The sequence below is a fragment of the Thermogemmatispora onikobensis genome (assembly GCF_001748285.1).
GTDB lineage: Bacteria > Chloroflexota > Ktedonobacteria > Ktedonobacterales > Ktedonobacteraceae > Thermogemmatispora > Thermogemmatispora onikobensis.
Genome location: NZ_BDGT01000012.1, coordinates 83020 through 109799, shown reverse-complemented (window position 1 = coordinate 109799; position 26780 = coordinate 83020). Strand labels below are relative to the sequence as shown.

Genomic DNA, 26780 nt, shown 5'->3' with positions numbered 1-26780 from the left:
CATCTGCACAGGAGGAGACTTCCCCTGCCAGCTCCCCCAGGCCAGCCAGCTCAGCCCTCCCACCACCGGCAGGCTCACCCCCACCAGCAGCAGCCAGCGCCGCCCGATCTTCCTGCCCCCCACACCCACCACCCTCGGCCCTACCGGCTCCGTCTTCTCGATCAGCGTCTTTGTTTTTGCCTCTTCCTCCCTTCTCACGGCCTCCTCCAGCGCCTCTGCCAACTCCTTCACCGTCCCAAATCGCTGCTCCGGCTCCCTCGCCAGCGCCTTCCTCACCACTCTCTCCAGCTCCTCTCCCACCTCGACCCCCCGCTCCCGCAGGCCCGGCGGCTCTCGTCCCACCTTCTGCGCCAGCACTTCCGCCCAGCTCCCCTGAAACGGCAGCTCCCCACTGAGCCACTCGTAGACACACACCCCCAGCGCATACTGATCGCTCTTCGGCCCTACTCTCCCCTCCACCTGCTCCGGCGCCAGATAGGGCACCGTCCCCACCAGCTCTTCCTGCGTCGTCCCCTGCGTGCTGTTTACCAGCAGCGCCACCCCAAAGTCGCTCAGCAGCACCTCCCCTTGCTCTCCCGCCAACATGTTCTCCGGCTTCACATCCCGATGCACTATCTTCCTCTCATGCGCATATTGCAACGCCTCCGCCACCTGCTTCACATACGCCACCACTTGCCCCAGCTCCACCCGCGTCCCCCGCGGATGCCGCTGGCGTAGCGTTCCCCCCGGCGCATAGTCCAGCACCAGAAATGGCTGTCCCCCCTCAAAGCCAAAGTCGAGCAGCCTCACAATGTGCGGGTGCCTCAGCTTCGCAATCAGCTGCGCCTCCTGCCTGAATTGCTCCACCTCCTTCCATCTCTCCAGCCTGCCCCGGATCAGCTTCACTGCCGCCATGGTGCCCAGGTACACATGACGGCCCAGATACACCTCCGCAAAGCCCCCCTGCCCCACCAGCTGCACCAGTTCGTAGTTGCCCAATCGCCGGCCTGGCCATCCGGCCATCTCGGCTCTCCTTTCTCTCGAATAAACAACCCGTCTGCTCGTCTGCCTCTGCCCCGCCGTTGCTCGCCGGCTGTGGCGGTGACACCAGGAGCCAGGATCGGCTCCCATCGCTACCGCTTTTATAGATGATCATCTCTTCCCTGTCAAGGAAGGTTTCTTCGCGCATTGCGAGATGTGCCTATGCGATACGAGTTCTCCTCTGGAAGAAGCCCGAGAGCGCTCTGCCCCCCGAGCATCGCTGACAGCTGCTCCAGGTCCGCTGGTCCCGTTCCGCGAGCGCCACCAGACGGCGTCGGCTTCTTGCCTCCGCGCTTCTGTTGTGCTATAGTAACGTACTAAGCTGTAAGCCTGCGCTGGTTGGCGTTGCGGCCTCTCCGTCGCCAGTTCTGAGCAAGAGGGGGTCTGGTCAGGTGCCCGAGACAAGGCAGTTGCCGCTGATCGCTCGCCATAATAATCAACGCCTCTTTTCGGACTATTTCCTCGATGAGGTGCTTCCTACTCAGTCCGAGTGGCAGGCGCTGATCCCCAGGGCCCAGCGCGTGCAGGAGGAGCTGCGCCGCCTCTACGAGCGCTTCCGCCCTTTGCAGAAGACGGCCAATGAGGCTCAGACGGAACATGAGTGGATTCAGCCAGTGCTGGAGACGCTGGGCCACGTCTTTACGGTGCAGCCGTCGCTGCAGGTGCCCGGCGGCACGCAGAAACCCGATTATGTCTTCTTCGCTTCGGAGGCGGAGCGCGTGGCCTGCCAGGGCCTTCCTCTCGATGAACATGCCTCCGAGCGCGGGGCGCTGGCCGTCGGCGATGCCAAGCATTGGGACCGCCCCCTCGATCAGATGGCCCGCTCAGCTTCAGAGGCTTTCTCGAATAAAAATCCTTCCTGGCAGATCTTCTTTTATTTACTCCACAGCGGCCTGAGTTGGGGCCTGCTGACCAATGGCCGCAAGTGGCGCCTCTATCACCGCTCAACTGCCCATAAGCTGGATGTCTTCTACGAGGTCGATCTGCCCGAGCTGCTGGAGACTTCCGATCCTGCGCAGTTCCTCTATTTCTATGCCTTCTTCCGACCTGCGGCCTTCCATCCCGTCGATCCGCTCTCGTTGGATCGCTTGCTGACGGCCAGCGGCGAGTCAGTCCAGCGCGTGCGCGAGAATCTGCGCGAGCAGGTCTACGATGCGCTGCGCCTGATCGCTCAGGGCCTCTTCCAGTTCCCGCGCAATGAGCTGGCTCCTACCCCAGAGAATCGCCGCCTGGTCTATGAGCATGCGCTGATCCTGCTCTATCGCCTGCTCTTTCTGTTCTATGCGGAGGCCCGCCAGTTGCTGCCGGTGGAGAGCGGGACGATCTATAGTAAGCGCTTCAGCCTGCGGAAGCTGGCGGAGCAGGTTTCGACCTTGCTGCGCGATAGGACGGCGCTACCCAACGTGGCCCTGGTCTGGGCCCATTTGAAGACGCTCTTCGAGAGCCTGCATGCGGGCAATCGCCTGATGGGGGTCAGTGTCTTCGACGGCGGCCTTTTTGATCCGCAGAAGGCGCCGTTCCTGGAGCAGTTTGCGGTCGGCGATGAGGCCCTCTGTCAGGCCCTGGAGCTGCTGGCCTATGCGCCCGATCCGCACGATCGCAGCCGCAAGGTGCTGATCGATTACCGCGATCTGTCGGAGCGCCACCTGGGGACGATCTACGAGGGGCTGCTGGAGTATACGCTCTATGTGGCCGAGGAGCCGATGGCCGAGCTGCAGGCGACGAGCGAGGTGGTGCCGCTCTCTCAGGTTAATGGCCGCGCCGTCGCCCGCCGCTATGAGCCGGGCGAGGTCTATCTGGTGACCGATAGCGGCCAGCGGAAGCTGACGGGCAGCTACTATACGCCGGATTTTGTGGTCAAGTATATGGTGGAGCGCACGCTGCAGCCGGTCCTCGCTGAGGCGCTGCGCGGGGCACGCTCGCAGGAGGAGCGCATTGCGGCGGTGCTGGGGATCAATGTGCTTGATCCGGCGATGGGCAGCGGCCACTTTCTGGTGGAGGCGCTGGAGTTTCTGGCGCGCTCGCTGGTGGAGCTGGGCGCCGTGCCAGAGGAGAAGACAGGCGAGACGGATGTGGTCTATTGGAAGCGGCGCGTGGTGCAGCAGTGCCTCTATGGGGTGGATGCCAATCCGCTGGCGGTGGAGCTGGCGAAGCTGTCGCTCTGGCTGGCGACGGCGGCCCGCGAGTATCCGCTGAGCTTTCTGGATCACCATCTGCGCCCGGGCAATGCTCTGGTGGGGTCGTGGCTGGCCGAGGCGGCGGCGGGACGCCATCCGCTGGCCGGACGCTCGACGACGGCGGCGGAGACAGGGCCTGGCTCCAATGGGCGCCGGGGCCGCGCTCGTGCTGGCAATGCCCGGGGCGCGTCGGCTCCGACGGCGCAGGGGCGGGCACGCGCGGACGGCGGCGATGGGACGGGATCGAATGGGGAGGTGCCGGAGGAGACGCCGGCGCCGCTGCAGTTGGTGCTGCTGGAAGATGCGACCTTCCGCGACGATCTGGGGGCGGCCCTGCAGTGGGTGAGCGAGATCGAGGGGACGGAAGGGCGCTCGCTGGCCGAGGTGCGCCGCCAGGAGGAGGCTTACGCGCGCTTGCATAGCCATTTTACGGCGAAGTATCAGGGGGTGCTGGATCTGGCGACGGCCCTCTTCTATGGGGTGGAGGTCGAGGAAGGCTGGTGGGGCTGGGTGACGGCCTATGCGGTGGGGAAGCCGGAGGCCTCCCTCTATGAGCGGCAGGCTCTGCGCTTGCTGGATGCGGCGGAGGCCCTGCGCCGGAGCCGCCTCTTCTTCCATTGGGAGCTGGAGTTTCCCGAGGTCTTTTTCTCTCCCGATGGCCACCCGCTCGGCGAACGGGCCGGCTTTGATGTGGTGATCGGCAATCCGCCCTATGTGCGCCAGGAGAAGCTGGCGGAGGATAAGCCATTCTTTCAGGAGCATTACGCCGTCTACCACGGGCAGGCCGATCTCTTTGTCTATTTCTTTGAGCAGGGCCTGCGCCTGCTGCGCCCGGGGGGCCGCCTGGCTTATATCAGTAGCAATAGCTGGCTGCGGGCCAATTATGCGACGGCCCTGCGCCATCTCCTGCGGACGCAGATGACGGTCGAGGAGCTGATCGATCTGGGCAATACGCGCATCTTCGCCGATGCCCCGGACCTCAGCCCGGCCATCCAGATCGTGCGCAAGGCGCCGCCGACGCCGGGCAGCCAGGCCCAGGTGGCGGTCTTCACGCGCAGCGAGGGGATCAGGGATTTCGCCCGCCGCCTGGAGGAGCGGCGCTTTGCGGTGACGATCGGCGATCAGCCCGATAGCGGCTGGCAACTGCGCAGCGATGCCTCGCGCCGCCTCTTCGGGCGCCTGCTGGCCCAGGGGCGCCCGCTCAAGGAGGTGGTGGCCGGACGTATGTATCGTGGAGTGCTGACGGGGCTGAACGAGGCTTTCATTGTGGATACGGCGACGCGCGAGCGCCTGCTGCAGGCCGACCCGGACAGCGCGGCCCTCCTCAAGCCGCTGGTGCGCGGCGAGGACCTGCGCCCCTGGTATCAGGAGGACGAGGGCCGCTGGCTGATTTTTGCCCGGCGCGGGATCGACATCGAGGCCTACCCGGCAATCAAGGCCCACCTGGAACAGTTTCGCGAGCGGCTGGAGCCACGCCCGGCAGATTGGGACCCGCATCGCCCCTGGCCAGGCCGTAAGCCCGGCTCATACCGCTGGTACGAGATACAAGACGCGATTGACTATTATCAGGAGTTCGAGACCACGAAAATCTTCTGGCCTGACATCTGCCGGCGACCACGCTTTAGCTGGGGAGAAGCGGGACTCTACACCACTAACACAGGCTATTTTATTCCTTCAGACAGCTATGATCTTTTGGGTATCCTTAATTCGCGCTTTATCTGGTTCATTATCATAAATACCTCGCAACCTCTGGCAGAGCGCCGTGGCGCCCTGCTGTACCGCCTCTTCACCCAATACGTGGAGCATCTGCCCATTCCCGAGCTGAGCGAGGAGCAGCGGCAGAGGATCGGCAACCTGGCCCGCCAGCTCACCGAGGTCGCGCGGCGGCGCTATAGCCTGCGGCGCCGCACCACCCAGCGCATCATCAGGGACCTGGGCGCCGGCCAGCAGAAGCTGAGCGAGCGCCTCAGCGAGTGGTGGACGCTCTCCTTCGACGCCTTCCGCGAAGAGCTGCGCCGCAGCTTCAAGCGCGACATCCCCCTCAAAGAGCGCGACGACTGGGAGGCCCTGCTCTCCGAGCGTCGCCAGGAGATCGAACAGCTCACCGCCGAGATCGTCCGCCTGGAAACGGCCCTCAACCAGGCCGTCTACGACCTCTTCGCCCTCGACGAGACAGAGCGCACCCTGATCGATGAGGAAACCGCCTACCACTACGGCGAGTGGTGAGAAAAGCTGGTCAGATGACCAGGCAGCCTTCAAGCATCTTGTTTCTCGCGAGTGCTGTCGTTGCCTTTTTCCTTCGGGCCTCTGCTGCGACGGCTACGCGGTTGCCAAATCTGCCGCTGTGTCTCAATGTAGTGATCCAGGTCTTTCTTCGTAAAGCGATACTCTTGGGCGCCTACAGGCACCACAGGAATAAGGCCCTTCTTTACCCAATCGCGGATGGTGCGCACACTCACACGCATGTAATCGGCAGCCTCTTTTGCAGTCATTAACCCTTCGCACATGTGTGTGACCCTCTATCTCTTGAGACAGTAAGAATGCGGGCTGAGAAAGTCCCTCGTATCCACGGGTGATTTTACAGGCAATGCAGAGAGCCTCTCATCATGACAGGCAGACAGCGTGTGTTCCGAAATAATACAGGGAACCCTCAGCTCAAGCCCCAGGATTGGGGCATCTTCTCCCTTACCATATCCCTTCTCATAGCTAGCTAAGGCCCTGTTCGTCCCTTATGGACCCCGTGACTACATGCACGGACATGCATTATCATTCCGCTCTCTGCACTCTTGTGCACTCTCTATATCTCACTAAGTATAGGCCACGAAGCCGCTTTAAAACAAGCGTTACCGTTTGCTTGCCTATTCCTTTCTAATCACTTCTCTTCATTCCTAGTTATCCCTAAGCATTGCAAAAATCTCAAAGATGTTCTATACTAAGAGCTGGAACTGGAAACAGTGAGCAGCCCGCAAGGGGCGGCGAGTGACAGGCGAGGCAAGGCGAGGCGAAGCAAGCCGGGCCAGGCCAGGCCAGGTCGAGAGAAGGAGAAGAAGAGAAAGGAGAAGCTATAGAGATGGGAAGTGAAGTCGCAGAGCTGCGCAAGCGGCTGGAAGATGAGTACATCGCCGGGCGGCGGGCGCTCTACGCGCCGGCGAGCGGCTGGTCGAAGCATGCCTTCATCGAGGCGCGGATGCGCAACATGGAGCGTTGTCACCAGCGGCTCTGCGAACTGGTGGGGCCGGAGCAGGCGCTGAAGCTCGTCTTTGAGGTCTTTGAGCGCGGCGAGAGCCTGCTATCGGAGCGGGCAGCCAGTCAGGGTCAGGGAGCAGCGCCGGCGGAGGCGTTGTCAGTGACAGAGGGAGCTCCGTCCAGGACGGAGGACGGCCTGCTGGAGCAGGAGCAGGCTGGGGCCGGGTTAGCGGTGAGCGACGGCGCCGGCGGAGATACGGAGCCGCTGCCGGCGCTGCAGGCGAGCGGCGCCTCCGGCGAGGATGAGCCGGAAGGGCCGAAGACGCTCTGGCTGCTGGCCAGCAGCGCCGGAGCCACCTCGGACCTGCTCTATCTCTTCTATGCCGCCGATGAAGAAGAGGCACAGGCCCTGGCCCAGGAGTGGCTACGCCTGTTAGCTCCCTGGGTCAAATTGCGGGCCTTGCAGCCTTTGCCCATGGGCCTGACCCTGGCGCACGGCCACTATCGCGGCCTCATCCATGTCCGTCCCGACGGCAGCCTGGTTGAAGGGCACTATTTCCTGCAGCCGGAGGGCGGCCTCACTCAGGAGGCCGAGTCAGGGAGTCAGCAGGCGACCAGTTCCTAGCAGATTTCTCCATCCATCCCAGTGTTTCCCTTCCGATTCCGCGGGTTATCTCGTCCCTGGACCTCTCTATCCCTTGGACAGAGGGCGATGGGAAGCGGCTACGCACCAGCCGTCACAGCCCATCGCCCTTTTCCCCTCGCCCCCACTTCTCTCGTGCCCTTCAGCAGTTGCCTTGCTTGCTTCGCCCACCGTTCTCACCTGCATCCCTCCTGTGTCCTCTCCATCTTCTCTCAGCACATCACTCCCCCTCATCGTTCTCATACTATTGACATCTGCCTCTCTTCTTCTTTATCATTTCCATAGCAAGCTGCTTTCTCAGCTTGAACGAGAAATACCCATGAAAATCCCTTCTCCCGAGGAAGATCGGATCGCCTCCGTCCATCAGGTACCGCACAGGAGAAGCATCTATGGGGTATATCAAGCCAGTTGGATCAACTGATACCTCTTCCGATCTGGTGGTCTATTCTCCCTCCCAGATGCGCCAGACCGCCGCTCGTATCCTGGCCGAGGTCAGCATCGCCTCCCAGCAGCATGACACCACCTGGCGCCAGCTACAAGACTGGCTCAACCATGAGGTTGATCCCGCATGGGCTGACGTCATGCGCACCTGCCTGGACCCCTATGTCCAGCGCCTGTGCGCCTCTTATGGCTGGCTCACCGATCTGGCCTATGCCTTGTCTGTCGCCGCCGACTTCGTTGACCAGCTCGATCGCCAGATGGGCGAGCATTTTCAGCCGGCCTCTTATCGCTAGTCACCGCACCGGCTCGTGACACGGTCAGTAAAGCAGTCAGAGGCCAGATCGCTGCTTGAGACTGGAGGCTCCCCAGTCAAGCCCTGGCCTCTCATGAGCTATCTGCAGGAGGTTTCCTGTGCTTACTGCTCCCCCCACTCTGGATCAACGTGACAGTGAAGACCCTGCTCAACTTGAAGAGCACATCCAGCAGAAGATCATCGGCCCGCTGCGCGCCTTTCGCCAGCAGGTGGCATCACTGAATGACACGCACGTCACCTGCGCCCAGAACTGCGCCGATACCCTCATGGCACTCTTCACAGGCCAGGACAACAAGGGTCGGCCACTCATGCAGGGAGCCGGCGCAGATGCCCTGGCTGACACCTTCGGCCAGTTCTTCGAGAGTGGCCGGCAGCTTGCCGGAAGAATACCAGGCGATCTCGTCGGGCGCCTGCTGCTGGCCTCTCAAGTCAGCGAGAGAAGCGCCGACGACCTGGACTCCCAAGTACAGAGCACCATTCAACACTGGCAGAACAGACAGCAGCATCCTTCAGCCGCCTTTGATCCCCAGAGCGATAACCAGCGCATCAACGCCGCCTTAGAGCAGATCGTCGCGGCCACGCTCGGCAACTATCAGCTTCAGATGAGCAATGGACCTGATCAGGAGCCGCTCCCAAGTCTGCCGCCCTCGCCCCTTGATCCCAAGGGCAGCTTTGGCTATTTCCTGACCCAGCTAAGCCTGAGCCTCCAGACAGCTACCTCGCACTGCCCCCCCTGCAACGATCAAGATTGCACGCTTACCTTCCCTCCTCTACGTCCTGGCGAGAAATCCCATACCTATACACTCGCTGCTCTCCGGGCCAACCCCAGCCTGAGAAAGCAATTTCTGGAGGATTTCTACAGCACCTTCGCCCCAGGTTACGGCCAGGCTGAAATAGACTTCTGGACGTATTTGGATAGCTCTCGCCGCTTAAGCAAACATGGAGGCTACTGGGACTTTACTGACTTCGCTCTGATCCAGGACCAGTTTTTTGCCGCCTACAACACCCTTTACCACCAGCCGGCCCAGAATTCTCGCGTCCAGAACTGGATGAACTTTATTACCCACTGGAAAGCCAATGAAGAGAACGGCAAACGCGCCGAGAACGAGGCCGCCTGGTGGCAAGCCCATAACGCTAGCATCAACTACGGCGACCAGCAGGCGCGCGACAAGGGACTTGTTGGTCAGGAAAGCATGCTTGAACAGGCTTTCATCAAAGAAACTGTCACTGTCATCAACACTATCCCCACCCTACCCGATGGCGCCACAATCTTCAGCCCTCGCTCCAAGCTTACCGGCCTGCTCGCTCAAATCTACTATCCCAGTGATTATAATGATCTTTCAGATGCGGAAGCCTTTATCAAGCAAGAAGTGACTGTTGAGCTTGCTATCGCTAACCCAGTGGGAGCTTCTCCACTGATCGCGCCGCTTATCATTGTCAGGGGCACCGAAGGTTAAGCATAAGGAGGCTACGCATGATCAGAAACAATCACAGAGTCCTGCCCTCCAGGCTCACCCCGCAGCGCAGGCAGCGTTTCCGCTCCTCGCAGTCCATTCCCCCTGCTCTTGAGGAGCGAGCTGCTGGCCCAGAAGTCAGGTGTCAGAGGCTGGCCCTCCTGTCCCTTGACATCTTCATATACTATTTATCTGGTGTCTTACTCTCTTTATTACTACTATCGTGCAGCAATACTTCTCAGGCACAGTGGCAACAATTCGGGTCCGACAGTCTCCTTTCTTCCTTCCTCTTCAGCGCCTGGTCCCCTAGCAGCCACTGGCTGGCCGTTTTAGATACCCATCAAGTGCGAATCCTGCGTCCCGACGGCCAGTCTGCCAGCTTATGGAACGCTGACGCATTCTGCGACTTAGACCCGCCCGGTCCCACCTTCAGCTGGTTGTCGGGCGACCGTCTGGTCTGCCTCGACCGGGCTGAAAGCCACTACCTGTGGTTCTCCATCGATAGCGCCGGTCACCTGCACTATCAAAGTCAGGCGCCTCTGGGTCTCTCTCTCTCCTCTTCTGATATTCCGCTCTTCATCAATGCCAATCCTCGCTATCCACTGATTGCCCTTATCGTTTTTCATAATCAGGAGAGGCTTTTTTTGAGCGACCTGCAAGGTCATCAGCTCCCGCTGCCCGTTCCCATCTACGCCACAGCTGCGAGCTGGTCCTGGGATGGCACCCAGCTCGCCGTGATCGATCAGGCCAGCACCATCACTATCTACCAGCTTGTGCAGCGCGCCAGTGGCCTGCCAACGCTCCGCTGGCTACGCCGTCTCCCTCTCCCCAGCAGCGATAGTGAACCAGTCGCCTGGTCGCCCAGTGGCCGCTGGCTGGTCTGCCGCCACGGCACCTACGAGAGCGAAGATTATCTCTTCCTGCAAGCTACCGACGGCTCAGGCCGATCGTACAAGCTCTCCTCTTCGTACAGGCAAGGTCAGCTCTTTGCTCCTGCCTGGTCTCCCGACGGTCGCCTGCTCGTCGCCACCCAGGTGAGCACGCGGACCCTCTATCAGTTCCCCGTCTCCGCCTGGATGACCCAGCAACATTTGACCCCTTGACGCCGACAGAGCCAGCCTCTCAGCCGGCTCTTCTTCGACAGCATGCCCGCGTTGCATCTTTGGCCTTCTTCATACTCCTTTTCAGCATTTTCCTTGCCTGCTTCTCTTATCGTTCTCACCTGTATTATCCTGCACTATCTCCATCTTCTCTCATGCATCACGCTACACCATCATTCATCATACTATTAACATCTTTCTCTCTTCTTCTTTACCATTTTCATAGCAAGCTGCTTTCCTGGCTTGAACGAGAAAAACTCATGAAAATCCCTTCTCCAGAGGAAGAAATGAACGCAAAAGCCGGGTCAAGCGAGAGCACCAGCAGAGGCAGAGGGCTAACACGGGTCTGCCGCCCTGCTGGCCCCGATGCCCCCGATGCCTCCGGTGCCCCACCGACCCGGCTCACACACTCAACACAGCCAGTCTAGCGCACTCAACCCACCTGAGCCTGAGCCGTCGCCGACGGTAGCTCATCGAGCGCCGCCTGCAATGTCTCCTCTACCACCGACGCCAGCGCCGCAATAAAGTGTGGCTCTACATTCAGAGACTCAATACGCGCAAACTGCAGCCCGGCCTGCTCGGCCTGCTCCCGCGCCCCCACATCGATATCGTAGAGGATCTCCAGATGATCGGCCAGAAACTGCACCGGCGCCATCAAAACATGCGTATGGCCCGCCGCCTTCAGCTCCGGCATCACATCGGCAAAATCCGGCTTCAGCCACTCCTCCGGCGTATGGCCGGCGCTCTGGTAGCAGAAGAGCCAGCGCTCCGCTGGCAGTCCCACCCGCTCGGCCACCGCCGCCGCCGTCTCCTTGAGGGCCGCAATGTAGCCCGGCTCCCCATCCACCACGCGCTTTGGCATACTATGGGCCGTAAAGAGCACCGGCACCCGCGCCCGCACCTCCGGCGGGAAGCGATCCAGGGCCTGGCTCACCCGCCCCGCCAGCGCCTCGATAAAATCGGGCTGCAGATGCCAGTCCTCAGCCACCTTCACCAGCAGATCGGAGCGCCCCAGGTGCGCCGCCGCCTCCTTGAGCGCCCTCACGTAGCCGCCCATAATGATCGGCGAATACTGCGGCGACATGATCAGCCCGATCAGCGCCTGGGCCTCCGCCGCCGCCTCGGGCACCACTTCGGCCACAAACGGCGGCGAGAAGCGCATCCCCGCCACCACCTGAAAGCACGGCCCAGCCGGATGACGCCGATTCAGCTCCTCCTCCAGCGCCGCCGCCTGCTGCTGCGTAATCTGAACCAGCGGCGAACCGCCAATCAGCTCATAACGGCGCCGGAACTCCTCAACCAGATCCGGCTCAGGCTTGCGCCCGCCCCGCACATTCGTCATATAGGTCTCAACGTCATCGAGAGTGGCCGGCGAACCATAGGTCATCAAGACCACGCCGACACGCTTGACGCTCTCCATTGCAGTCTATTCCTCTCTCTTCTCTTGAGATAGGTCTCCAGATCTCCAGATCTCAGCTCTCTCTTCACCTGGTCTCGGCCCCGCCAGAGCGGGAGCCACAAGCATTCCCCAGCCGCCATGCTCACCAGCCAGCCGACGGGCCAGCCAGGAACGCAACCAGCGGGGAACGGGCCGCTGAATGCCTGACCCCAGGCGCCAATACCCGGCCCGGCTCCTCCCATCAGCGGCGGCGCGTCTCCTCATGTACAAAATCGACGAGCCGGCGCAGCACAGCCGGATCGGCCTCGGCAGGCACACCATGCCCCAGATTAAAAATGTGACCGGGCCGACCAGCCGCCCGACGCAGCACATCGCGCGCCCCCTCTTCAAGAATCTCCCAGGGCGCCAGGAGCAGCACCGGATCAAGATTGCCCTGAATACCGCGCTCGTAGCCAATGCGCTCCCAGGCCGCATCAAGATTGACCCGCCAGTCCACGCTGATCACATCGCCCCCCGCCTCGGCCAACAGCTCCAAGAGCGCAGCGTTGCCCGTCCCGAAATGAATGCTCGGCGTCCCCGTCTCCCTGACCGCCGCAAAGATGCGCTGGCTGTACGGGAGCACATAGCGTCGATAGGCCTCTGGCCCAAGCGCGCCCACCCAGCTATCGAAGAGCTGGACCGCCGTCACCCCGGCGCGAATCTGCCCGAGCAGATAGCGCGTCACCACCTCGGTTAGCTTCTCCATCAGGGCATGCCAGAGGGCCGGCTGCCCGTACATCACCGCCTTGGCCTGGGTATAATCGCGCGACGGGCGCCCCTCGATCAAATAGCAGGCCAGCGTAAAAGGCGCCCCCGAGAAGCCAATCACCGCCTTCTTCCCCTCCAGCTCGCGCCCTACCAGACGCACCGCCTCGAGCACAAAAGGTGTGGCCTCCTCCGGCTCGCGCACCTGCAGGGCCGCCACATCGCTCATAGTACGAATCGGATGATGAATGATGGGACCAATCTCCGGCTGGATCTCCAGCGAGACCCCCATGCCCTCCATCGGCAGCATAATGTCAGCATAGAGAACCGCCGCATCAACCCCGAGCTGCTCGACCGGCATCAGCGTCACCTGGGCACAAAGCTCGGGCGTCTTGGCCATCGTGAGGATATCGTAGCGCTTGCGTAGCTCGCGGTACTCGGCAAGGCAGCGCCCGGCCTGGCGCATAAACCAGACCGGGGTGGCATCCGGCTGCTCCCTGCGACAGGCCGCCAGAAAACGCGCCAGACCCGTCGAGGCCGCCGGCCCCACGCCTCCCACCTGCGATTGATGCTCTTGTTCGGTCTGCATAGGAAACTAACGCTATCCCGAAAAAAGGGAGTCCTTTCTTGCCAGGATGAAGCGGGGAGACCGGGACCCCCCCGCGCCTTTTTGCCATGTCATATGATAGCGTGAAAGACAGGACGGCGGCAAATTTTGCAAAAATCTCTACCGCATTCTACCAGATTGTGAGATTTTCGTAACTCCTCTGACAGCAGGGAGAGGCCATCTCAGTCCCCAGGGCAGGGTCGGCCCCAGGCAATCGTCGCCACCACCTCGAAGCGCAGCACCCCATCCCGCGCAAAGGGCGCCAGCAGCTCCCGCATCTCCCGCTCAAAACCGGCCCGCTGCTCGCCATCCAGCCCCGCCAGCGAACTGTAAGCATACTGAGCGGCAATATGATCCTCAATCGTCTGCTGCATCAGCAGCGGCGCCGTCTGGCGCTCACCAAGCAGACGAAATAGCCCGCGCTTCTCCATCTCAGCAACCAGAGGCAGCTCCGGCCAGGACGGCGGACTGGCAAAACGCCGGCGAATCTGGCGGTACTCCTGCCGCCAGGGCAAAAGCTGCTGCAGATCGAGAACCGCCAGCAGGCCCCGCGGCGTCAGCGCCCGCGCCAGACGAGGCAGGACCCGCCCCCAATCCATCAAATGGAGACACATGCCCGCCGTCACCAGCGCATAGGGCGGCGCCAGGACCACATCTTCCGCCCGCCCATACAACCAGCGAATCGCCGGCGCATCGCCGCCCGGCAGCTCCCTGGCCCGCTCCAACATGGCCAGCGAGACATCGACCGCATCGACGCGCTCCACCGCGGCCAGGGCTGCCAGCGGGCGAGCGAGATTCCCAATGCCGCAGCCCAGATCAAGCACCGCGCGCGGCTCATCCACGATCAACTCGCTGAGGATCGCGAAGGTCTCCGGCGGATAAGGAGGACGCAAATGGTAGTACCTGACCAGGCCCCAATCTTGAAAGCGCTTCAGGCGCTCTTCATCCGGGACGAACGGATCACCCATCAAGGTCTCTCCTCTATTCAACAAGCAGAGCCATCACCATTATCCTTTATCAGTCGGCTGCAACTGAGCATCAGCAGCCCGAGGCAAGACGCGCTCCAGCAAGCGCAACCAATTGCCGCCCATAATGCGCACAACATCCTCCTGGGCATAGCCAGCCGCCGCCAGCGCTTCCGCCAGGCGAGGAAAATCGGCCACCGTCTCCAGCTCCTCCGGCGCCTCATCGCGCCCCAAGCCACCATCGAGATCGCTGCCGATCCCCACATGGTTGGCGCTGCCCGTCAACTGACAGACATGATCGATATGCTCCACCACGCGGCGCAGCGAGACCGCAAAAGGCTGGCTGCGCTTCCAGTGCGTGTAGAGGAACGGATTGATCGGCGCAATGCCAATGACGCCGCCGCGCTCCGCAATAGCGCGAATCATGGCATCGCTGAGATGGCGCGGGCTATCGACCAAAGCGCGGCAGTTGCTATGGCTGGCAATGACCGTCCCCTCGAACTGCTCCAAAGCCTGCCAGAAGCTCTCTTCGGCCAGATGGCTAGTATCGAGCACCAGCCCGACGCGCTGCATGTGGTGCAAGAGGCGGCGCCCTTCCGGCGTCAAAGGGCCAGGCCGCCCATTGCCGCCGCAGTAGCGCGAGCCATGCGCCCAGGCCAGACCCAACACACGCAGACCCGCCGCAAACCAGTCCTCCGCCTCCTCGGGCCGGCGCACCGCATCGGCTCCCTCCATCAACGGCACAATACCAAAGGGACGCTGCGGATCAGCCCCATTGCTCTGCGACCAGGCCCCAATGAAGCGCTCCAGATCCTCCTGAGTGAGCAGCAACCAGACCCCGGCCTCCTGCGCCAGCCGGCGATAGTAGTCCAGTTGCTCACGCGCCACCCGCCAGGCTCCATCTGGATCACGATAGCTCTGGGTGAGCCGATAGCGCGGATTAACGCCTTTGCCCACCCCCACCAGGGGATAGGCGAAGAGGGTACCGAAGACAATAGCGACGCCGCCACGACGCAGCTCCGGCAAGCCCACCATGCAGATGCCCCCCTGGGCATCCTCGCGACAGTAATCGGGGTGCTCGCGTGCCTCCAGCGCCCGCGTCTCGGCCACCGACCGCCGCAGATCACGCCCCCACTCCAGAGCATTGTAGGCAATGTCTTGATGCGCATCAACAATGAACATGACTCGCTTTCGCTTCCTCTCCAATGTAGCAACCTGGCCGAGCAGTCCAGCCCCTGCGCGCCTCTCGCCAGACAGACCCCCGCTCCCCCCGTCAGGAACAGCGCCCAGGGCAGGGCCGGGCCGGACAGGACAGGATCGCTCTCGGCCACGGCCTCATGATACGCTACACCAGCCGGCGCTGTCGAGAAGCAAGCCTGGCCCCCAGCAGAGCAAGGCCGCCCTGGCGCTGGCACTGGCGCTGGCGCAGCAGCTCTCGCCCACCTGCTCCGCCGCCTCTCCCGCCACAGCGCCCGCTTGTTGAGACACTATCTCATTGACAGCAATCTCTTCATTGTGGTATGCTCCTCAGTAAGAGAGATGCTGTATCAATAACGCCGCAAGCTCGCCGAGGGCTTGTGGTGAGGGAGGAGCAAGCGGCATGCATCAGACCAGGAGCCGCGCGGCGCGCTTTTTGCTCGCCGTCGGACTATTTCTACTCATCAGCCTGTTGGGGAGCGCCTGCAGCGCAGGCACCCTCAGCGGCAGCAGCGGGGACAGCGCGGGCAAGCTCGCCGTCGTAGCGGCGGAGAACTTCTACGGGGATATTGCGCGCCAGCTTGGCGGTGATCATGTCACCGTCACCAGCATTCTCAGCGATCCCAATATCGACCCGCATGAATACGAAAGCAACGTTCAGAACGCCGTAGCCGTGGCACAGGCCAGGCTCGTCATTGCCAACGGCGGCGGCTACGACAGCTGGATCGATCATCTGCTGGCGGCAGCGCCCCAACAAGGGCGCATCGTCCTCAAGGGCTACGAGCTGGCGCCCATCAAGTTAGAAGATAACGAGCATGTCTGGTACAGTCCTACTGACATCGCCGCCATCGCGCGCGCCATTGCCCAAGCCCTGCAGCAGCTTGATCCGCCCCACGCCAGCGACTACAAGCAGAACCTGCAGCAGTTCCTCAGCTCGCTCGAGCAGATCACCAACAAACTTGCCGAAATCAAAGCGCGCTACGCTGGCACCCCGATCGGCCTCACCGAAACCATCTTTCTCTATCAGACCACACTCATGGGCCTCAACGTCCTCACCCCCATTGACTTTCAGAAGGCCATCGCCGAAGGCAACGATCCCCCGGCCAGCAGCGTTGTCACCGTCGAGAGCCAGATCCAGCAGCATCGCATCAGAGTTTTGATTTATAATGAACAGACCGCCACGGCCATCACGACAAAGGTGCGCAGCGAAGCTCTGGCGCATCAGATTCCCGTAGTTCCGGTGAGCGAGACCATGCCGCCAGGCAAAACGTATCAGACGTGGATGCTTGACCAGCTCAATGCCCTGGAGACAGCTCTGCAGAAGGCCCAGGCGGCTTAAGCGAGCGGGCGAGCCGTCATGAGCCCGGCCCATCTCGGCTCATGGCCGGAGCGCCGGAGTCAGCAGTGGATCAGGCAAAGTGGAATAGAACAGGAAAGGAGCGCACAGTGAGCAGCACTCAGTACGACCAGCGTCCTGGCCTGGCGCCGCAGGCCTCTTCCTCAAGAGGGAGGGAGAGTCAGGAGATGATCCTCGGACCCGTCATCGAACTGGAGAGGGTCAGTGTCTGCCTGGGAGGGAGAAGCATTCTGCAGGAGGTCAGCTTTAGCATCAGCCCGGGCGAATTCATTGCGGTGCTGGGGCCGAACGGGGCCGGCAAAAGTACCCTCCTCAAGGTGTTGCTCGGGCTGGTCCGGCCCAATGCGGGCAGCGTCCGCCTCTTTGGGCAGGCGCCGCGCCGCGGCAACCGGCTCATTGGCTACGCCCCCCAGCACCGCACGCTTGAGGGGGCCCTCAGTCTGCGCGCACGTGACCTCGTCGGCTTCGGCCTCGACGGCCACCGCTGGGGGCCGGGCTGGCTCACCTCCGGCGGGCGCAGGCGTCAGGCCATCATCGAGGAAGCCCTGGCCGAGGTCGACGCCCGCGAGCTGGCCGACATGCCCGTGGCCTACCTATCGGGCGGCGAGCAGCAGCGCCTGCTCATCGCCCAGGCCCTGCTCAGTCAGCCGCGCCTGCTCCTGCTCGACGAACCCCTTTCCAACCTCGACCTCAGCCACGAGCAGGAGATCATCGCCCTCATCGCCCGGCTCTGTCGCACGCGCGGCATGACCGTCTTACTCGTCTCTCACGACGTCAATCCCCTGCTGCCGGTTATCGACCGCGTCCTCTATCTGGCGCGCGGGCATGCCGCCATCGGTAAACCGGAGCAGGTCATCACCAGCGCCACCCTGAGCGCCCTCTATGGTGCCCCCGTCGAAGTCGTCGAGGCCCTGGGGCGGCTCTTTGTCGTCGGCGTTGACATTTAAGCCAGCGGCCAGCACGCAGCAAGCACAAGCGGAGGAACTAAGGACAGAAGGAGTGGAAGCGTCATGGTCAGTCTATTGAGCTATCCTTTCATCCAAAATGCTTTTCTCGCCGGGACCTGCATCGCCATTGTAGCTGCCGTCACCGGCTACTTTCTGCTGCTGCGCGGCCTGACCTTTGCCGGTCACGCCCTGCCCAACATCGGCTTCGCGGGAGCCGCTGGCGCTGTTCTGCTCGGTCTCGACCCGCTTCTGGGCCTGCTCGCCTTCACCATTGGGGCAGCCATCGGCATTGGCCTGCTCGGGCGCAACCTGCGCGAGCGCGACCTGGCCATCGGCATCCTCATGGCCTTTGCCCTCGCCCTGGGCCTGCTCTTCCTCTCCCTCTACAGCGGCTACGCCGAGCGCGTCTACAGTATCCTCTTTGGCACCATCCTCGGCATCAGCCGTCTCGACGTCCTGCTCAGTTTTGGCGTAAGCCTGCTGATCCTGGTCAGCATCCTGCTGCTCTTTCGACCCCTCCTCTTTAGCTCCTACGACCCCGAAGTTGCTGAAGCGCGCGGCGTTCCCGTACGCCTGCTCGCAGTCGTCTTCCTTGTACTCGTGGCCCTGGCCATCGCCATCGCCGTCCAGATCGTCGGCGCACTGCTCGTTTTCACCCTGCTCGTCGGCCCGGTGGCCACTGCCGGGCGACTGGCCCTGCGACCGGGGGCGGTCATCCTGCTGGCCATCCTCCTGGGGCTGCTCTACACCTGGCTGGGCATCCTCCTGGCTGTGCTCAGCGGCACCATTCCCGTCAGCTTCTTCATCGCCTTCCTCTCCTTCATCATCTATCTCCCCGTGCGCCTCATCGCCCCGCGCTGGCAGCGACGGCGGCTGCGGCCTGACTCGTTATCGGCCCCGGCCCCCGGCGCGGGCCTCTCACAGCAGGCCAGCGCGCGGTAACGCAAGGCACCAGCGCCAAGAGAGAGGAGCATCAAGAACATGAACATTGTCACGCTCTGGCAGCATGAATTTATCCAGAACGCCTTCCTGGCCGGCGGCTGCGTCGCCATTGCCGCCGCTCTGGTTGGCTATTTCCTCATCCTGCGAGCCCAAACCTTCGCCGGTGAGGCGCTGACAGACATCGGCTTCACAGGAGCCACAGGGGCCGCCCTGCTCGGCCTCAGTCCCCTGCCCGGCATGCTCGTCCTCAGCCTGCTGGCGGCCTTCATCATTGGCCTGCTGGGGGAGCGCCTGCGCGGACGCGACATCGAGATCGGCATGGTGCTCTCCTTTGCCCTGGGACTGGGAGTTCTCTTTCTCAGCCTCTACGCATCCAGCAGCGGTAGCCATGCCAGCGCTGGGGTCGGCATTCTCTTCGGCTCCATCCTCAGCGTCAGCCGTGAGGACGTCTGGCTCAGCCTGGCCTGTACCCTCGGGTGTAGCCTGGCCCTGCTCATCCTCTACCGACCGCTGCTCTTTGCCTCCATTGATCCCGAGGTCGCTGCGGCGCGAGGCGTTCCTGTGCGCCTGCTCTCCGTCCTGTTCCTGCTGCTCCTCGCGCTGGCCACAGCCATCTCCGTGCTCGTCATCGGCGTCCTGCTCGTCTTCGCCCTCCTGGTCGCCCCAGCCGCCGCCGCCGGGCGCCTGAGTTCCTCACCAGTGGGCGCCCTCCTGCTGGCCACCCTCCTGGGCCTGGGCTGCACCTGGGGCGGACTGCTCATCGCCTTCCTGGGACCAGGCCAGCGCCTGCCAGCCAGCTTCTGCATCGCCACCCTGGCCACCTGCTGCTATGCCGGCGCCTCCCTCATCGCCCACCTGCGCCAGCGTCGTGCCCCCCGCGTTCCGGCCCAGCCCGCCCATCCCTGCAAGGGACGACGCACCGCCGCCTGAGAGGCCCCCCAGAAACAGCAGCGAGTCAGTAAGACCAGACAAGAAAGGAAGAGTAAAGAGCCATGCCAGATCGTCTCGTCTACAGCACCGACGGCGGACGAGTCACCCATTGTCCCGTCTGCCACCAGCCCTATCGCCAGTGCCGCTGCGAGAGCGGGAACCAGGCAGCCTCGACCAGCGCTCCCAGCGGCGGAGGCGTCCATGTCAGTCGCGAACGGGCCCAGCGCGGCGGCAAAACGGTCACCGTGATCCGTGGCCTGCCCGTCAGTCAGGCCGGGCTAGAGACGCTCGCCCGCGACCTCAAGCGCCTCTGCGGAGCCGGGGGAACCGTCAAGGACGGCACCATCGAAATTCAGGGAGATCACCGCGACAAGATCCTGGCGCACCTGCAACAGCTCGGCTACCGCGCCAAACGGGCCGGCGGCTAAGTTTCCCGCCTGGGGAGAGCATTCCCACAGCCCTGTCTGCTCCTCCCCCCCTTCCTTGCCGGCCAGCGTAGCGTCAAGAGTGGCATAAAGAGCTTTTCAAGCACCGAGAGCAGCGTGTCAAAGCGAGTTCCGTTTTTGCGTCAGCCTCAAAGAAAAAGAGAGTAAGCGAGGCGGTCTCAATTCAGAATCTCAGAATCAGAGAGAGCGCGCAGCCAGCCGCCGCGCCCAAGGACGTCCGAGCGCGCCATTGCCGAATGAGTATGCTGCAAAGAGGAAGGGGAAGCGCATAGCCATGAACATTCACGAACAGCTGGAGAGTTTGCTGGCCAACCTAGGAGTGACCATGGAACAGCAGCAACCGGAGCCTTATGAGGAGCACGAAGGGGCAGAGAGCGAGGTGCCCGAAGTCTCCATCTTCCAGGCATCGCGCGATCACTACGGCGTCTTCTATCGCCTGGACATCATTGAGCACGAGCCGCAGCTGCGCATCATCGTTCCCGTCGAATACGGGGCCTTGAAGATGGAAGTCTACCTGGTGCGCCTGAGCGGGCGGACAGGTATCAATACCTGGTTTCGCAACCTCGCCAGCTACCGCGGCAGCGCGACCTTCGAGCGCAACCGCGAGGTCAGCCAGCAGCACCTCCTCTACGCCGTAGCCGAGATCATGAAGCAACTCTTCTGGGCCGGGGACCTGGACCAGATGCGGTTTCCCCCGGAGATCGAAGTGACCCGCCTGGTCTAGGCAGCGACGGAGCGGAGACGGCAGGCCCGCGCGCCCTGGTTGGAGCGGCGGCGGCAGAGCAGACCGAGCATCGTCGCCTGAGACAGCAGCCCACTCGCCTGGCCGCAGAGGCTGGACGAGTGGGATTTTTTGCTCTCTGCAACCACGAGAAGATGCCAGGCATATCGATCTATGGTACACTGGCAATATTCGAAAAGAGGTCTGCAAAGGGAAACGCCATGATAGAGAACCTTGAGACCCTTGGTCAAGAAGCGCTCAACTATCTCAGCCAGAAAAACACCGCGCGTGAGCAAGCGCTGCCGCGTGCGCGCACCTTGATCCGCTACTGCGCCAACAGCATCCGTGCGGCCCACCGGCGGGAATTTGCCGCTGCCGAGGAGCTGCTTGCCAGGGCGGCGGAGCTACTCGCCCAGATCGGCACGGATCTGCGAGAGCAACCGGATGTCTTCTACGCCGGCTTCGTCCAGGATGCCCAGAAAGAATATGCCGAGGCCGCGGCCTTCCTGGCCCTGGTCCAGGGGAGAGCCTTGCCCCATCCGCAGAGCCTCAAGATCGATTGGGCGCCCTATCTCAATGGCCTGGGAGAGGCCGTCGGGGAGCTGCGGCGCTACGTCCTGGATCGCCTGCGCCACGGCTGGCTTGCCGAATGTGAGCAGCTCCTGCAGCACATGGACGACATCTACGCCCTGCTGATCACCATCGACTTCCCCGATGCCATCACCGGTGGCCTGCGCCGTACCACCGACACCGCACGCGCGATCTTAGAGAAGACGCGCGGCGACCTCACCGTCGCAGTGCGACAGGCGCAGCTTGAGGGAAAGATCAGCGAGCTATTGGTCGCGCTCCACAAGAACGGGACGACACCTTCGTGATGTGCCGATTGGCCGGCAGGTTGTATACTAACAGTGACGAAGGCGTCACCGGCTCAGCTTGCAGGCCGCCTTTCCGCCTACAGCAACTGAGCAGCCAGACCGAGAGCAGCCATCTTCTATAGCAGCTGTTATCGTCTATCGTCTTTCTGTCTTTTTCTTCATATTAATAAGAGACCCGATGGTGCGCCGCCGGAGCCAGTGGCACGTGCGCAGCAAAAGGGGGGCATATGTCGCAGCAAGAGCTTACGAACAAAGAGCAGCCTGCAAAAGAGCTAGAGACTGCAGAGCAGCATAGCGATTCTATCAGCAATGGCAAAGGGAAACAACGCGAGAACGAAGTCAAAGCCAGTTCACAGATCGTGACTGCCGAGTCGGTGCAGGCAGAAGAGGTTCCCACCATTCCCCTGGGGTCGCTACAGACCCTCAGCACCCTGCAGCCCGAGGTCTCGGTGCACTCGGTCGAAGCTGGCGAAGCGGTCAGCACGCCGACCCCGTTGGTGGCGCAGCCGGCGGAGTATCGGCGCAGTGTCAGCGAGTGGTTGCGCCTCTGGTGGGAAGGCATGCGTCCCCATTATCTCGTCCTGTGCGTCATGCCGTTCCTGCTGGGCGGCGTTCTCGCGTTGGCGCACATTCTTAGCCTGCGTGGGCTTTTAGGGCTGGGGCAATGGCATCCCCAGCGTCTCCTGCTGGGATTGCTGGCTGTAGTGCTCCTGCAGCTTGGGGCCAATCTCATCAATGACTACTACGACTACTTGCGCGGGATCGACACCAGCAACACCCTGGGGCCGGGTAAGCTCATCCAGCAAGGTTTAATCAAGCCCACGCGCGTCCTGGTCCTTGGCCTGGTCCTTCTGGCTGGTGGCGCGCTGCTGGGCCTGCTGCTCGCCCTCGCCTCTGGCTGGGCGCTGCTCCTCTTCGGTCTGCTGGGGTTGCTGGCCGCCTACTTCTACAGCGCCACGAAGCGAGCCCTCTCCTCACTCATGCTCGGCCTGCCGGTCGCCTTCTGTATCTATGGTCCACTCATCACCCTGGGAGCCTACTACCTGCAGCAGGCCCAGCTTAACAGCGAGGCTCTTCTCTACAGCCTGATGCCGGGTCTGTTGGCCGCCGCCTTCGTACACGTCAACGACATGCGCGACGTTGAGGACGATGCCCAGGCCGGCAAGCACACCCTGGCCAACACCCTGGGCCTTGGTCTTAACCGGACCCTCTTCCTGGCCCTCCTGGGAGGCGCCTATCTTGTCCTGCTCCTCATCGGTCTCCCTCACAACGCGCCTCACCTGGTTCTCATCGCCCTCTGGACCTTGCCGATCCTGGTTGTTGTAGTGAGCGGTATCCTGCGCACCGATCTTGCTTCCGGCCTCCATCTTGTTCTCCGTGACATGCTCAAGTTAGAGGCCTGGTTTGTCGCCCTGCTCGTCGTGGCCCTGCTCCTTTCCGCGATCCTGCCCATTCTCCCCCAGGTGCCTTCTCTGGCCTTGCCCTGAGCCGGTCCGGGCGCCGGGTTCCCCTCCTCCCTTCTTCCCTCCTTCCGAGCCAGGGACGAAGCGAACCCGGCGCCAGCCTGCTCTTCTTCCACAGTTTCGCCAGCCAGCCAGCCGTTGCCTTCCTCACCTCTCCCCCACCATCTTCCGCTGCTGCCTCTCAAGTCTCGAAGCAGGCTCCGCCCACCCCGGCACGGCTCGCAACTCTCTTCCGTCTCTCAGTGCCTCAGTGCCTCAGCACCTCAGCGCCTCAGTGTCTCAGCACCTCAGCGCCTCAGCCCATTCAACCCATTTACAGGGGTGATACACTGTGCTACACTTTGGTTGTGTCAAGGACGTCCTGGCGGTTATTTCAGAAGGAGGTGTCCCATGGCTGGCTGGGAACAAGAACTAGCCGAGCTACTGCGTGAGCTGGGGGTAACGCTCGAAGGCGCAGCATTGGACTCCCATACTCACCTCCAGGCCAACCAACGTGCGAGCTACAGCGAGGTCAGACAGGACAATGAGGAGAGCAAGACCCTGCCGGTCCCCACATGGGACGACGATGCTCCCCCACCCGCCGACGAGGATGCCTGGCTAACAGAACTGCGCCTGATGCGCCGTGAAGTCGACTCCATTGTGGCCCAGGTCATCCGTCTGATGCAGAGCGGGGATCTCGATGCCTCCTTGAAGGAAGACGTCATGGTTGTGCTCCGGGCCTTACGCCGACGCGCCTCACCTGGTCCACACGCTGCACCCAGCGATGAGACCTATCTCGAGTTCGCCGCGGCGATGCTCCATTTCTGTCGCCTGGTCCTGCGCCTCAGCGAGACAGCCATCGAAGACTAAGCCGAAAGAAGCACGCGACCGCTTTGCCACGCCGCCAACCCAGGGAGCGAGGTCCGTCCGATCTTGATCGCAGACCTCTGCTCTCCGACAGCTGACAAAGCGATCGCTCGCTTACTCATGTGCCATCCTGCAGCCCTGCTGTCCTGCTACCCACTCACCACCTGGCAGACCATCTGCGCCAGCCGCGTGCTCGCCGCGCGGCGCCAGCCTCCGCCATCTCACCAGTATCATCAGCAAGCGTAGAGTAGCAGCCAGAATCTGGAGTCCAGCAGTCTGCCACCCCTGGCTGGAGAGGAAAAAGAGCGCCCATCGAGCCCCGCAGCTCAACTGGACTGGACCAGCAAAGAGCAGCCTGAGACTCTGCGGAGGAGAAGAGAAGAGGACTACCAGCGCAATTCAGACCATCTTCTCCTTCCGCTGGCCCCTGCGGCGCGGGCAAACAGCACCCTTGCCGGGCCGGCGAGCCAGGCCCAGATCACCAATCACCACACTCTGCCACCCTGCAACACCTGGTGCAGAGAGGGAGGAACAGGTACCCGCACTTTCCCTGGCAAGAGCAGGCAGGCCCGGCCCGGCTCAGGGAAGACCACGATACTGTTCGGGGAGATTCTCCTGATCAAAGCCCTCGTTCACAAGGCCGCGCTTCACCAGATAGCGCAGGAACTCCAGACGGCGCTGCTGGAGGAGGGCAGCAGGAGAGGAGTCGCCCAGCTCACCGCCCTCTGCCCCCGTCTGAGTCTCCTCCTCTGCTGAGACCTCACCGGAGGAGAAGGGATCGTTCTCCCAGATCCACCGAAGACGCTCGCTCAGGGAGCGATGAGGATCAGCCAGAGGAGAGGGGAAACCGTACAGGCTATAATCAAGAGACGGCAACCCACCGAGCGCACCGGGCGGAGCTGTCAGCTTCGGCGGCAAGAAGAGATCCTGGCCCTCAAGAAGGAACGAGTAGCGAGACGAAGGACCGGCTTGCGAGGCCAAACCACTGGCCGGCGCCGACGGCGAAGTGGAGGTGGGCGTGCCCGGCAACGGAGGCTGACGCGGCGTCAGTGCGTGAGCGCTGGAGGCCCCACTCGCTTCCGCCGCCACCATCTGGGAGCGCCGTTTTCTCCCGGGCCACCATGCAAACAATCGAGCCAGCCATTGAGAGAGTTTTCGCGCGATCATGGGAGTGCCCTCTATTCATATCAGGGCGCTGGCCGCGCCCGGCTAACCAACCAGGAAAGACGCGCCTGATAGCTGCTGAGTTGCCTGCTAACCTTTTGAAAACGCACGAAAAATAAATGAAGCCTAAGAGACATAGTAGCATATCGCCATGAAGACGTCAAACCACCTTGCAATTTTCGCGCCCGCATGCCATAATCAAAAAGGCCAGGCGGCCAGAACGACTGCCCTGGCCTGCAGATGGGAAGGCACGCCTGCCCATACGCACACACTCCGCTCCCGTGAGGGGGTCAGGCCAAGAGCGCAGAGCCAAGCCGACAGCTGTGCGCCACGCAGCCCTGGCCCACGCTGCTACCGGGTGATTGTGACCTTTGAAGCAGAAAGAAAGGCATGTGTCGGTCATGCAGGAAGACATCCTTGGGACCAGAAGGACTGCAATATCGGATACATATGTCAACTGCTCCAGGTGTAATAAGGCAACACGTCTGCGCTACGCGCGCATCATCCAGAGCGACGTCCTCTCAGAGAGCCATTCAGAATATGAATACCTCTGCCCGGAGTGTCAGAAGGCGCTGGCCAGCGGCGAAAAAGATCTTCCTCTGCTGTAGTCAGCATGAGTAGCGTCTACGGGGCTGAACGGGACATCTTCGCTCTTCCCCTCTCCATCTTCCTCGCCCGAGAGATAGGATCGCAGAGCAGATTATAACAACCAGGGGCCGGGCGGGATGCTCAGCCAGCCAGCCAGGCCAGGCCAGGCCAGCCAATCAGGCAGACAGGTGGGGCATCAATCAAACAAGCAGTCAGTCAGTCAGTCAGTCAGTCAAACAGGTCGGCAGGTATCGAGCCAACAAGTCAGCAGCATCGGTGACCAGGAGAGGGAAGGAGGAAGGGGGGAAGGGAGGGAGAAGGCAACGGGAGCGAGCGAGTAAGGCCAGGGCCGAAGCAGAAAGCCAGGCTCCCTGCTCTGGGACGAGGACAGGCAAGGCGCGAGGCGGAGCCAAACCTGCCAGTTCGCTCGCGGTTGACCGTCAGTTTGCCTGGCTCGCTTGACCCTTCTAGCAGGCAGACCAGCAACCGACCAGTCAGCGACACGCAAGCTCAGAGAGAGAGCACTTCACGAAACCGAGAGCCAACCCGGGATGGAGGGAGCCAGACCAGGACAGGCGACCGGCTGGACGAAGGGACAGACGGCCAGGAATCGACACAGAGCCTGACGACGTCCACCAGTCGTCACTAACACGCAAGGACGTTGCATGTAGGTCACGCCTCACGATCCGTTTGAGGAGAGTGAAACGAGGTAACCAGTATGCGGATGCGCTACCGCTCGGTGACCTATCGCTATATCGATGGGTCGGGGCAACAACTGCAACGCCACTATCGCCAGTTGTTGCAGGAAGTTCTCTGGCAGAGCCAGCAGGCGCTTCTCCAACACTCGGAGGTCTGGCGCCCTCCTGCTGATATACGCGAATCGGCGGAGCAGGTCGTCGTGAAGATAGAGCTTGCCGGAATGTCAGAGGATGAGATTAACGTTACACTCTACGAAGATGCGCTGGTGGTCAGCGGCGAGCGGCGAGATGACAATGAGGACCGCGAGAACCTCTCCTATCAGGAGGCGCAGATCCGCTATGGACCTTTTCGCGTCGAGGTCTTCATTCCCTCGCCTATCGATCGCGAGGCAGTGACGGCACGCTATGAAAATGGTTTTCTCTGGGTCACGTTGCCCAAGCTGCCCGCGACCCGCAGCGAGCCTCAGCGCGTCCAGGTTCGGCAGAGTGCCACGGAGAAGTAGCAATTAGCGAATGAACCGAACGAACTACTGACTGAGAAAGGTTTATGGAAAAGG

22 protein-coding genes are annotated in these 26780 nt (G+C 62.2%); 15 read left to right on the top strand and 7 right to left on the bottom strand.

Features of this window, described 5'->3' with window-relative positions; genetic code table 11:
• Positions 1–1002: serine/threonine-protein kinase (locus tag BGC09_RS07755; RefSeq protein WP_176728872.1), on the bottom strand; the 1002-nt coding region annotated here is incomplete at its 3' end.
• 410 nt (positions 1003–1412) lie between these two features.
• Between BGC09_RS07755 and BGC09_RS07750 the strand changes: the two genes are divergently transcribed.
• Entirely contained in the window at positions 1413–5423 is a 4011-nt protein-coding gene (locus tag BGC09_RS07750; protein WP_069803311.1) for an Eco57I restriction-modification methylase domain-containing protein, read from the top strand.
• Positions 5424–5452: 29 nt separating this feature from the next.
• Here BGC09_RS07750 and BGC09_RS07745 read toward each other — a convergent pair whose 3' ends face one another.
• Complete coding sequence (locus tag BGC09_RS07745; protein WP_084658121.1) at positions 5453–5704, bottom strand: helix-turn-helix domain-containing protein; 252 nt, start codon at positions 5702–5704, stop codon at positions 5453–5455.
• A 563-nt stretch (positions 5705–6267) separates the two neighbouring features.
• Between BGC09_RS07745 and BGC09_RS07740 the strand changes: the two genes are divergently transcribed.
• The 4 genes from BGC09_RS07740 (at position 6268) to BGC09_RS22810 (ending at position 10337) form a co-directional block, all read left to right on the top strand.
• Positions 6268–7008, top strand: coding sequence for a hypothetical protein (locus BGC09_RS07740; protein ID WP_069803309.1), 741 nt, complete (start codon positions 6268–6270; stop codon positions 7006–7008).
• Between the two features lie 407 nt (positions 7009–7415).
• Positions 7416–7760 (top strand): hypothetical protein, encoded by a 345-nt coding sequence (locus BGC09_RS07735; RefSeq protein WP_069803308.1) that lies wholly within the window; start codon positions 7416–7418, stop codon positions 7758–7760.
• A 118-nt stretch (positions 7761–7878) separates the two neighbouring features.
• Positions 7879–9237, top strand: a complete 1359-nt coding sequence (locus BGC09_RS07730; protein WP_069803307.1) for a hypothetical protein — start codon at positions 7879–7881, stop codon at positions 9235–9237.
• A 434-nt stretch (positions 9238–9671) separates the two neighbouring features.
• On the top strand, positions 9672–10337 hold the full coding sequence (locus BGC09_RS22810; protein ID WP_176728871.1) for a TolB family protein: 666 nt from the start codon (positions 9672–9674) through the stop codon (positions 10335–10337).
• A gap of 430 nt (positions 10338–10767) precedes the next feature.
• Here BGC09_RS22810 and hemH read toward each other — a convergent pair whose 3' ends face one another.
• The 4 genes from hemH to BGC09_RS07705 all read right to left on the bottom strand — a co-directional run bounded on the left by hemH (position 10768) and on the right by BGC09_RS07705 (position 15231).
• Positions 10768–11754: a ferrochelatase gene (gene hemH / locus BGC09_RS07720; RefSeq protein ID WP_069803305.1), complete on the bottom strand. Its 987-nt coding sequence runs from the start codon at positions 11752–11754 to the stop codon at positions 10768–10770.
• Between the two features lie 220 nt (positions 11755–11974).
• The gene (gene hemE / locus BGC09_RS07715; RefSeq protein ID WP_084658119.1) at positions 11975–13066 is read right to left on the bottom strand and encodes a uroporphyrinogen decarboxylase; all 1092 of its coding nucleotides are present in this window, start codon (positions 13064–13066) and stop codon (positions 11975–11977) included.
• A 200-nt stretch (positions 13067–13266) separates the two neighbouring features.
• The gene (locus BGC09_RS07710; protein ID WP_069803304.1) at positions 13267–14052 is read right to left on the bottom strand and encodes a class I SAM-dependent methyltransferase; all 786 of its coding nucleotides are present in this window, start codon (positions 14050–14052) and stop codon (positions 13267–13269) included.
• A 39-nt stretch (positions 14053–14091) separates the two neighbouring features.
• Positions 14092–15231 carry a dipeptidase gene (locus BGC09_RS07705; protein ID WP_069803303.1) on the bottom strand — a complete coding sequence of 380 codons (1140 nt, stop codon included), beginning with the start codon at positions 15229–15231 and terminating at the stop codon, positions 14092–14094.
• Positions 15232–15649: 418 nt separating this feature from the next.
• Between BGC09_RS07705 and BGC09_RS07700 the strand changes: the two genes are divergently transcribed.
• The 9 genes from BGC09_RS07700 (at position 15650) to BGC09_RS07660 (ending at position 23776) form a co-directional block, all read left to right on the top strand.
• Positions 15650–16585, top strand: a complete 936-nt coding sequence (locus BGC09_RS07700; RefSeq protein WP_069803302.1) for a metal ABC transporter solute-binding protein, Zn/Mn family — start codon at positions 15650–15652, stop codon at positions 16583–16585.
• Between the two features lie 107 nt (positions 16586–16692).
• Positions 16693–17550 carry a metal ABC transporter ATP-binding protein gene (locus BGC09_RS07695; protein ID WP_218103989.1) on the top strand — a complete coding sequence of 286 codons (858 nt, stop codon included), beginning with the start codon at positions 16693–16695 and terminating at the stop codon, positions 17548–17550.
• Between the two features lie 63 nt (positions 17551–17613).
• Positions 17614–18492: a metal ABC transporter permease gene (locus tag BGC09_RS07690; protein ID WP_069803301.1), complete on the top strand. Its 879-nt coding sequence runs from the start codon at positions 17614–17616 to the stop codon at positions 18490–18492.
• Positions 18493–18531: 39 nt separating this feature from the next.
• On the top strand, positions 18532–19422 hold the full coding sequence (locus BGC09_RS07685) for a metal ABC transporter permease (RefSeq protein WP_069803300.1): 891 nt from the start codon (positions 18532–18534) through the stop codon (positions 19420–19422).
• A gap of 62 nt (positions 19423–19484) precedes the next feature.
• Positions 19485–19850 carry a translation initiation factor gene (locus BGC09_RS07680; protein ID WP_069803299.1) on the top strand — a complete coding sequence of 122 codons (366 nt, stop codon included), beginning with the start codon at positions 19485–19487 and terminating at the stop codon, positions 19848–19850.
• Positions 19851–20193: 343 nt separating this feature from the next.
• Complete coding sequence (locus BGC09_RS07675) at positions 20194–20592, top strand: hypothetical protein (RefSeq protein WP_141727680.1); 399 nt, start codon at positions 20194–20196, stop codon at positions 20590–20592.
• Positions 20593–20810: 218 nt separating this feature from the next.
• Positions 20811–21464: a translin family protein gene (locus tag BGC09_RS07670; RefSeq protein WP_069803297.1), complete on the top strand. Its 654-nt coding sequence runs from the start codon at positions 20811–20813 to the stop codon at positions 21462–21464.
• A 227-nt stretch (positions 21465–21691) separates the two neighbouring features.
• Positions 21692–22951 (top strand): 1,4-dihydroxy-2-naphthoate octaprenyltransferase, encoded by a 1260-nt coding sequence (gene menA, locus BGC09_RS07665; RefSeq protein WP_069803296.1) that lies wholly within the window; start codon positions 21692–21694, stop codon positions 22949–22951.
• Positions 22952–23317: 366 nt separating this feature from the next.
• Positions 23318–23776: a hypothetical protein gene (locus tag BGC09_RS07660; RefSeq protein ID WP_069803295.1), complete on the top strand. Its 459-nt coding sequence runs from the start codon at positions 23318–23320 to the stop codon at positions 23774–23776.
• 576 nt (positions 23777–24352) lie between these two features.
• Here BGC09_RS07660 and BGC09_RS07655 read toward each other — a convergent pair.
• Complete coding sequence (locus BGC09_RS07655; RefSeq protein WP_141727679.1) at positions 24353–24940, bottom strand: hypothetical protein; 588 nt, start codon at positions 24938–24940, stop codon at positions 24353–24355.
• 1303 nt (positions 24941–26243) lie between these two features.
• Here BGC09_RS07655 and BGC09_RS07645 point away from each other — a divergent pair.
• Positions 26244–26726, top strand: coding sequence for an Hsp20/alpha crystallin family protein (locus BGC09_RS07645; protein ID WP_081838977.1), 483 nt, complete (start codon positions 26244–26246; stop codon positions 26724–26726).
• Positions 26727–26780: the final 54 nt, after the last annotated feature.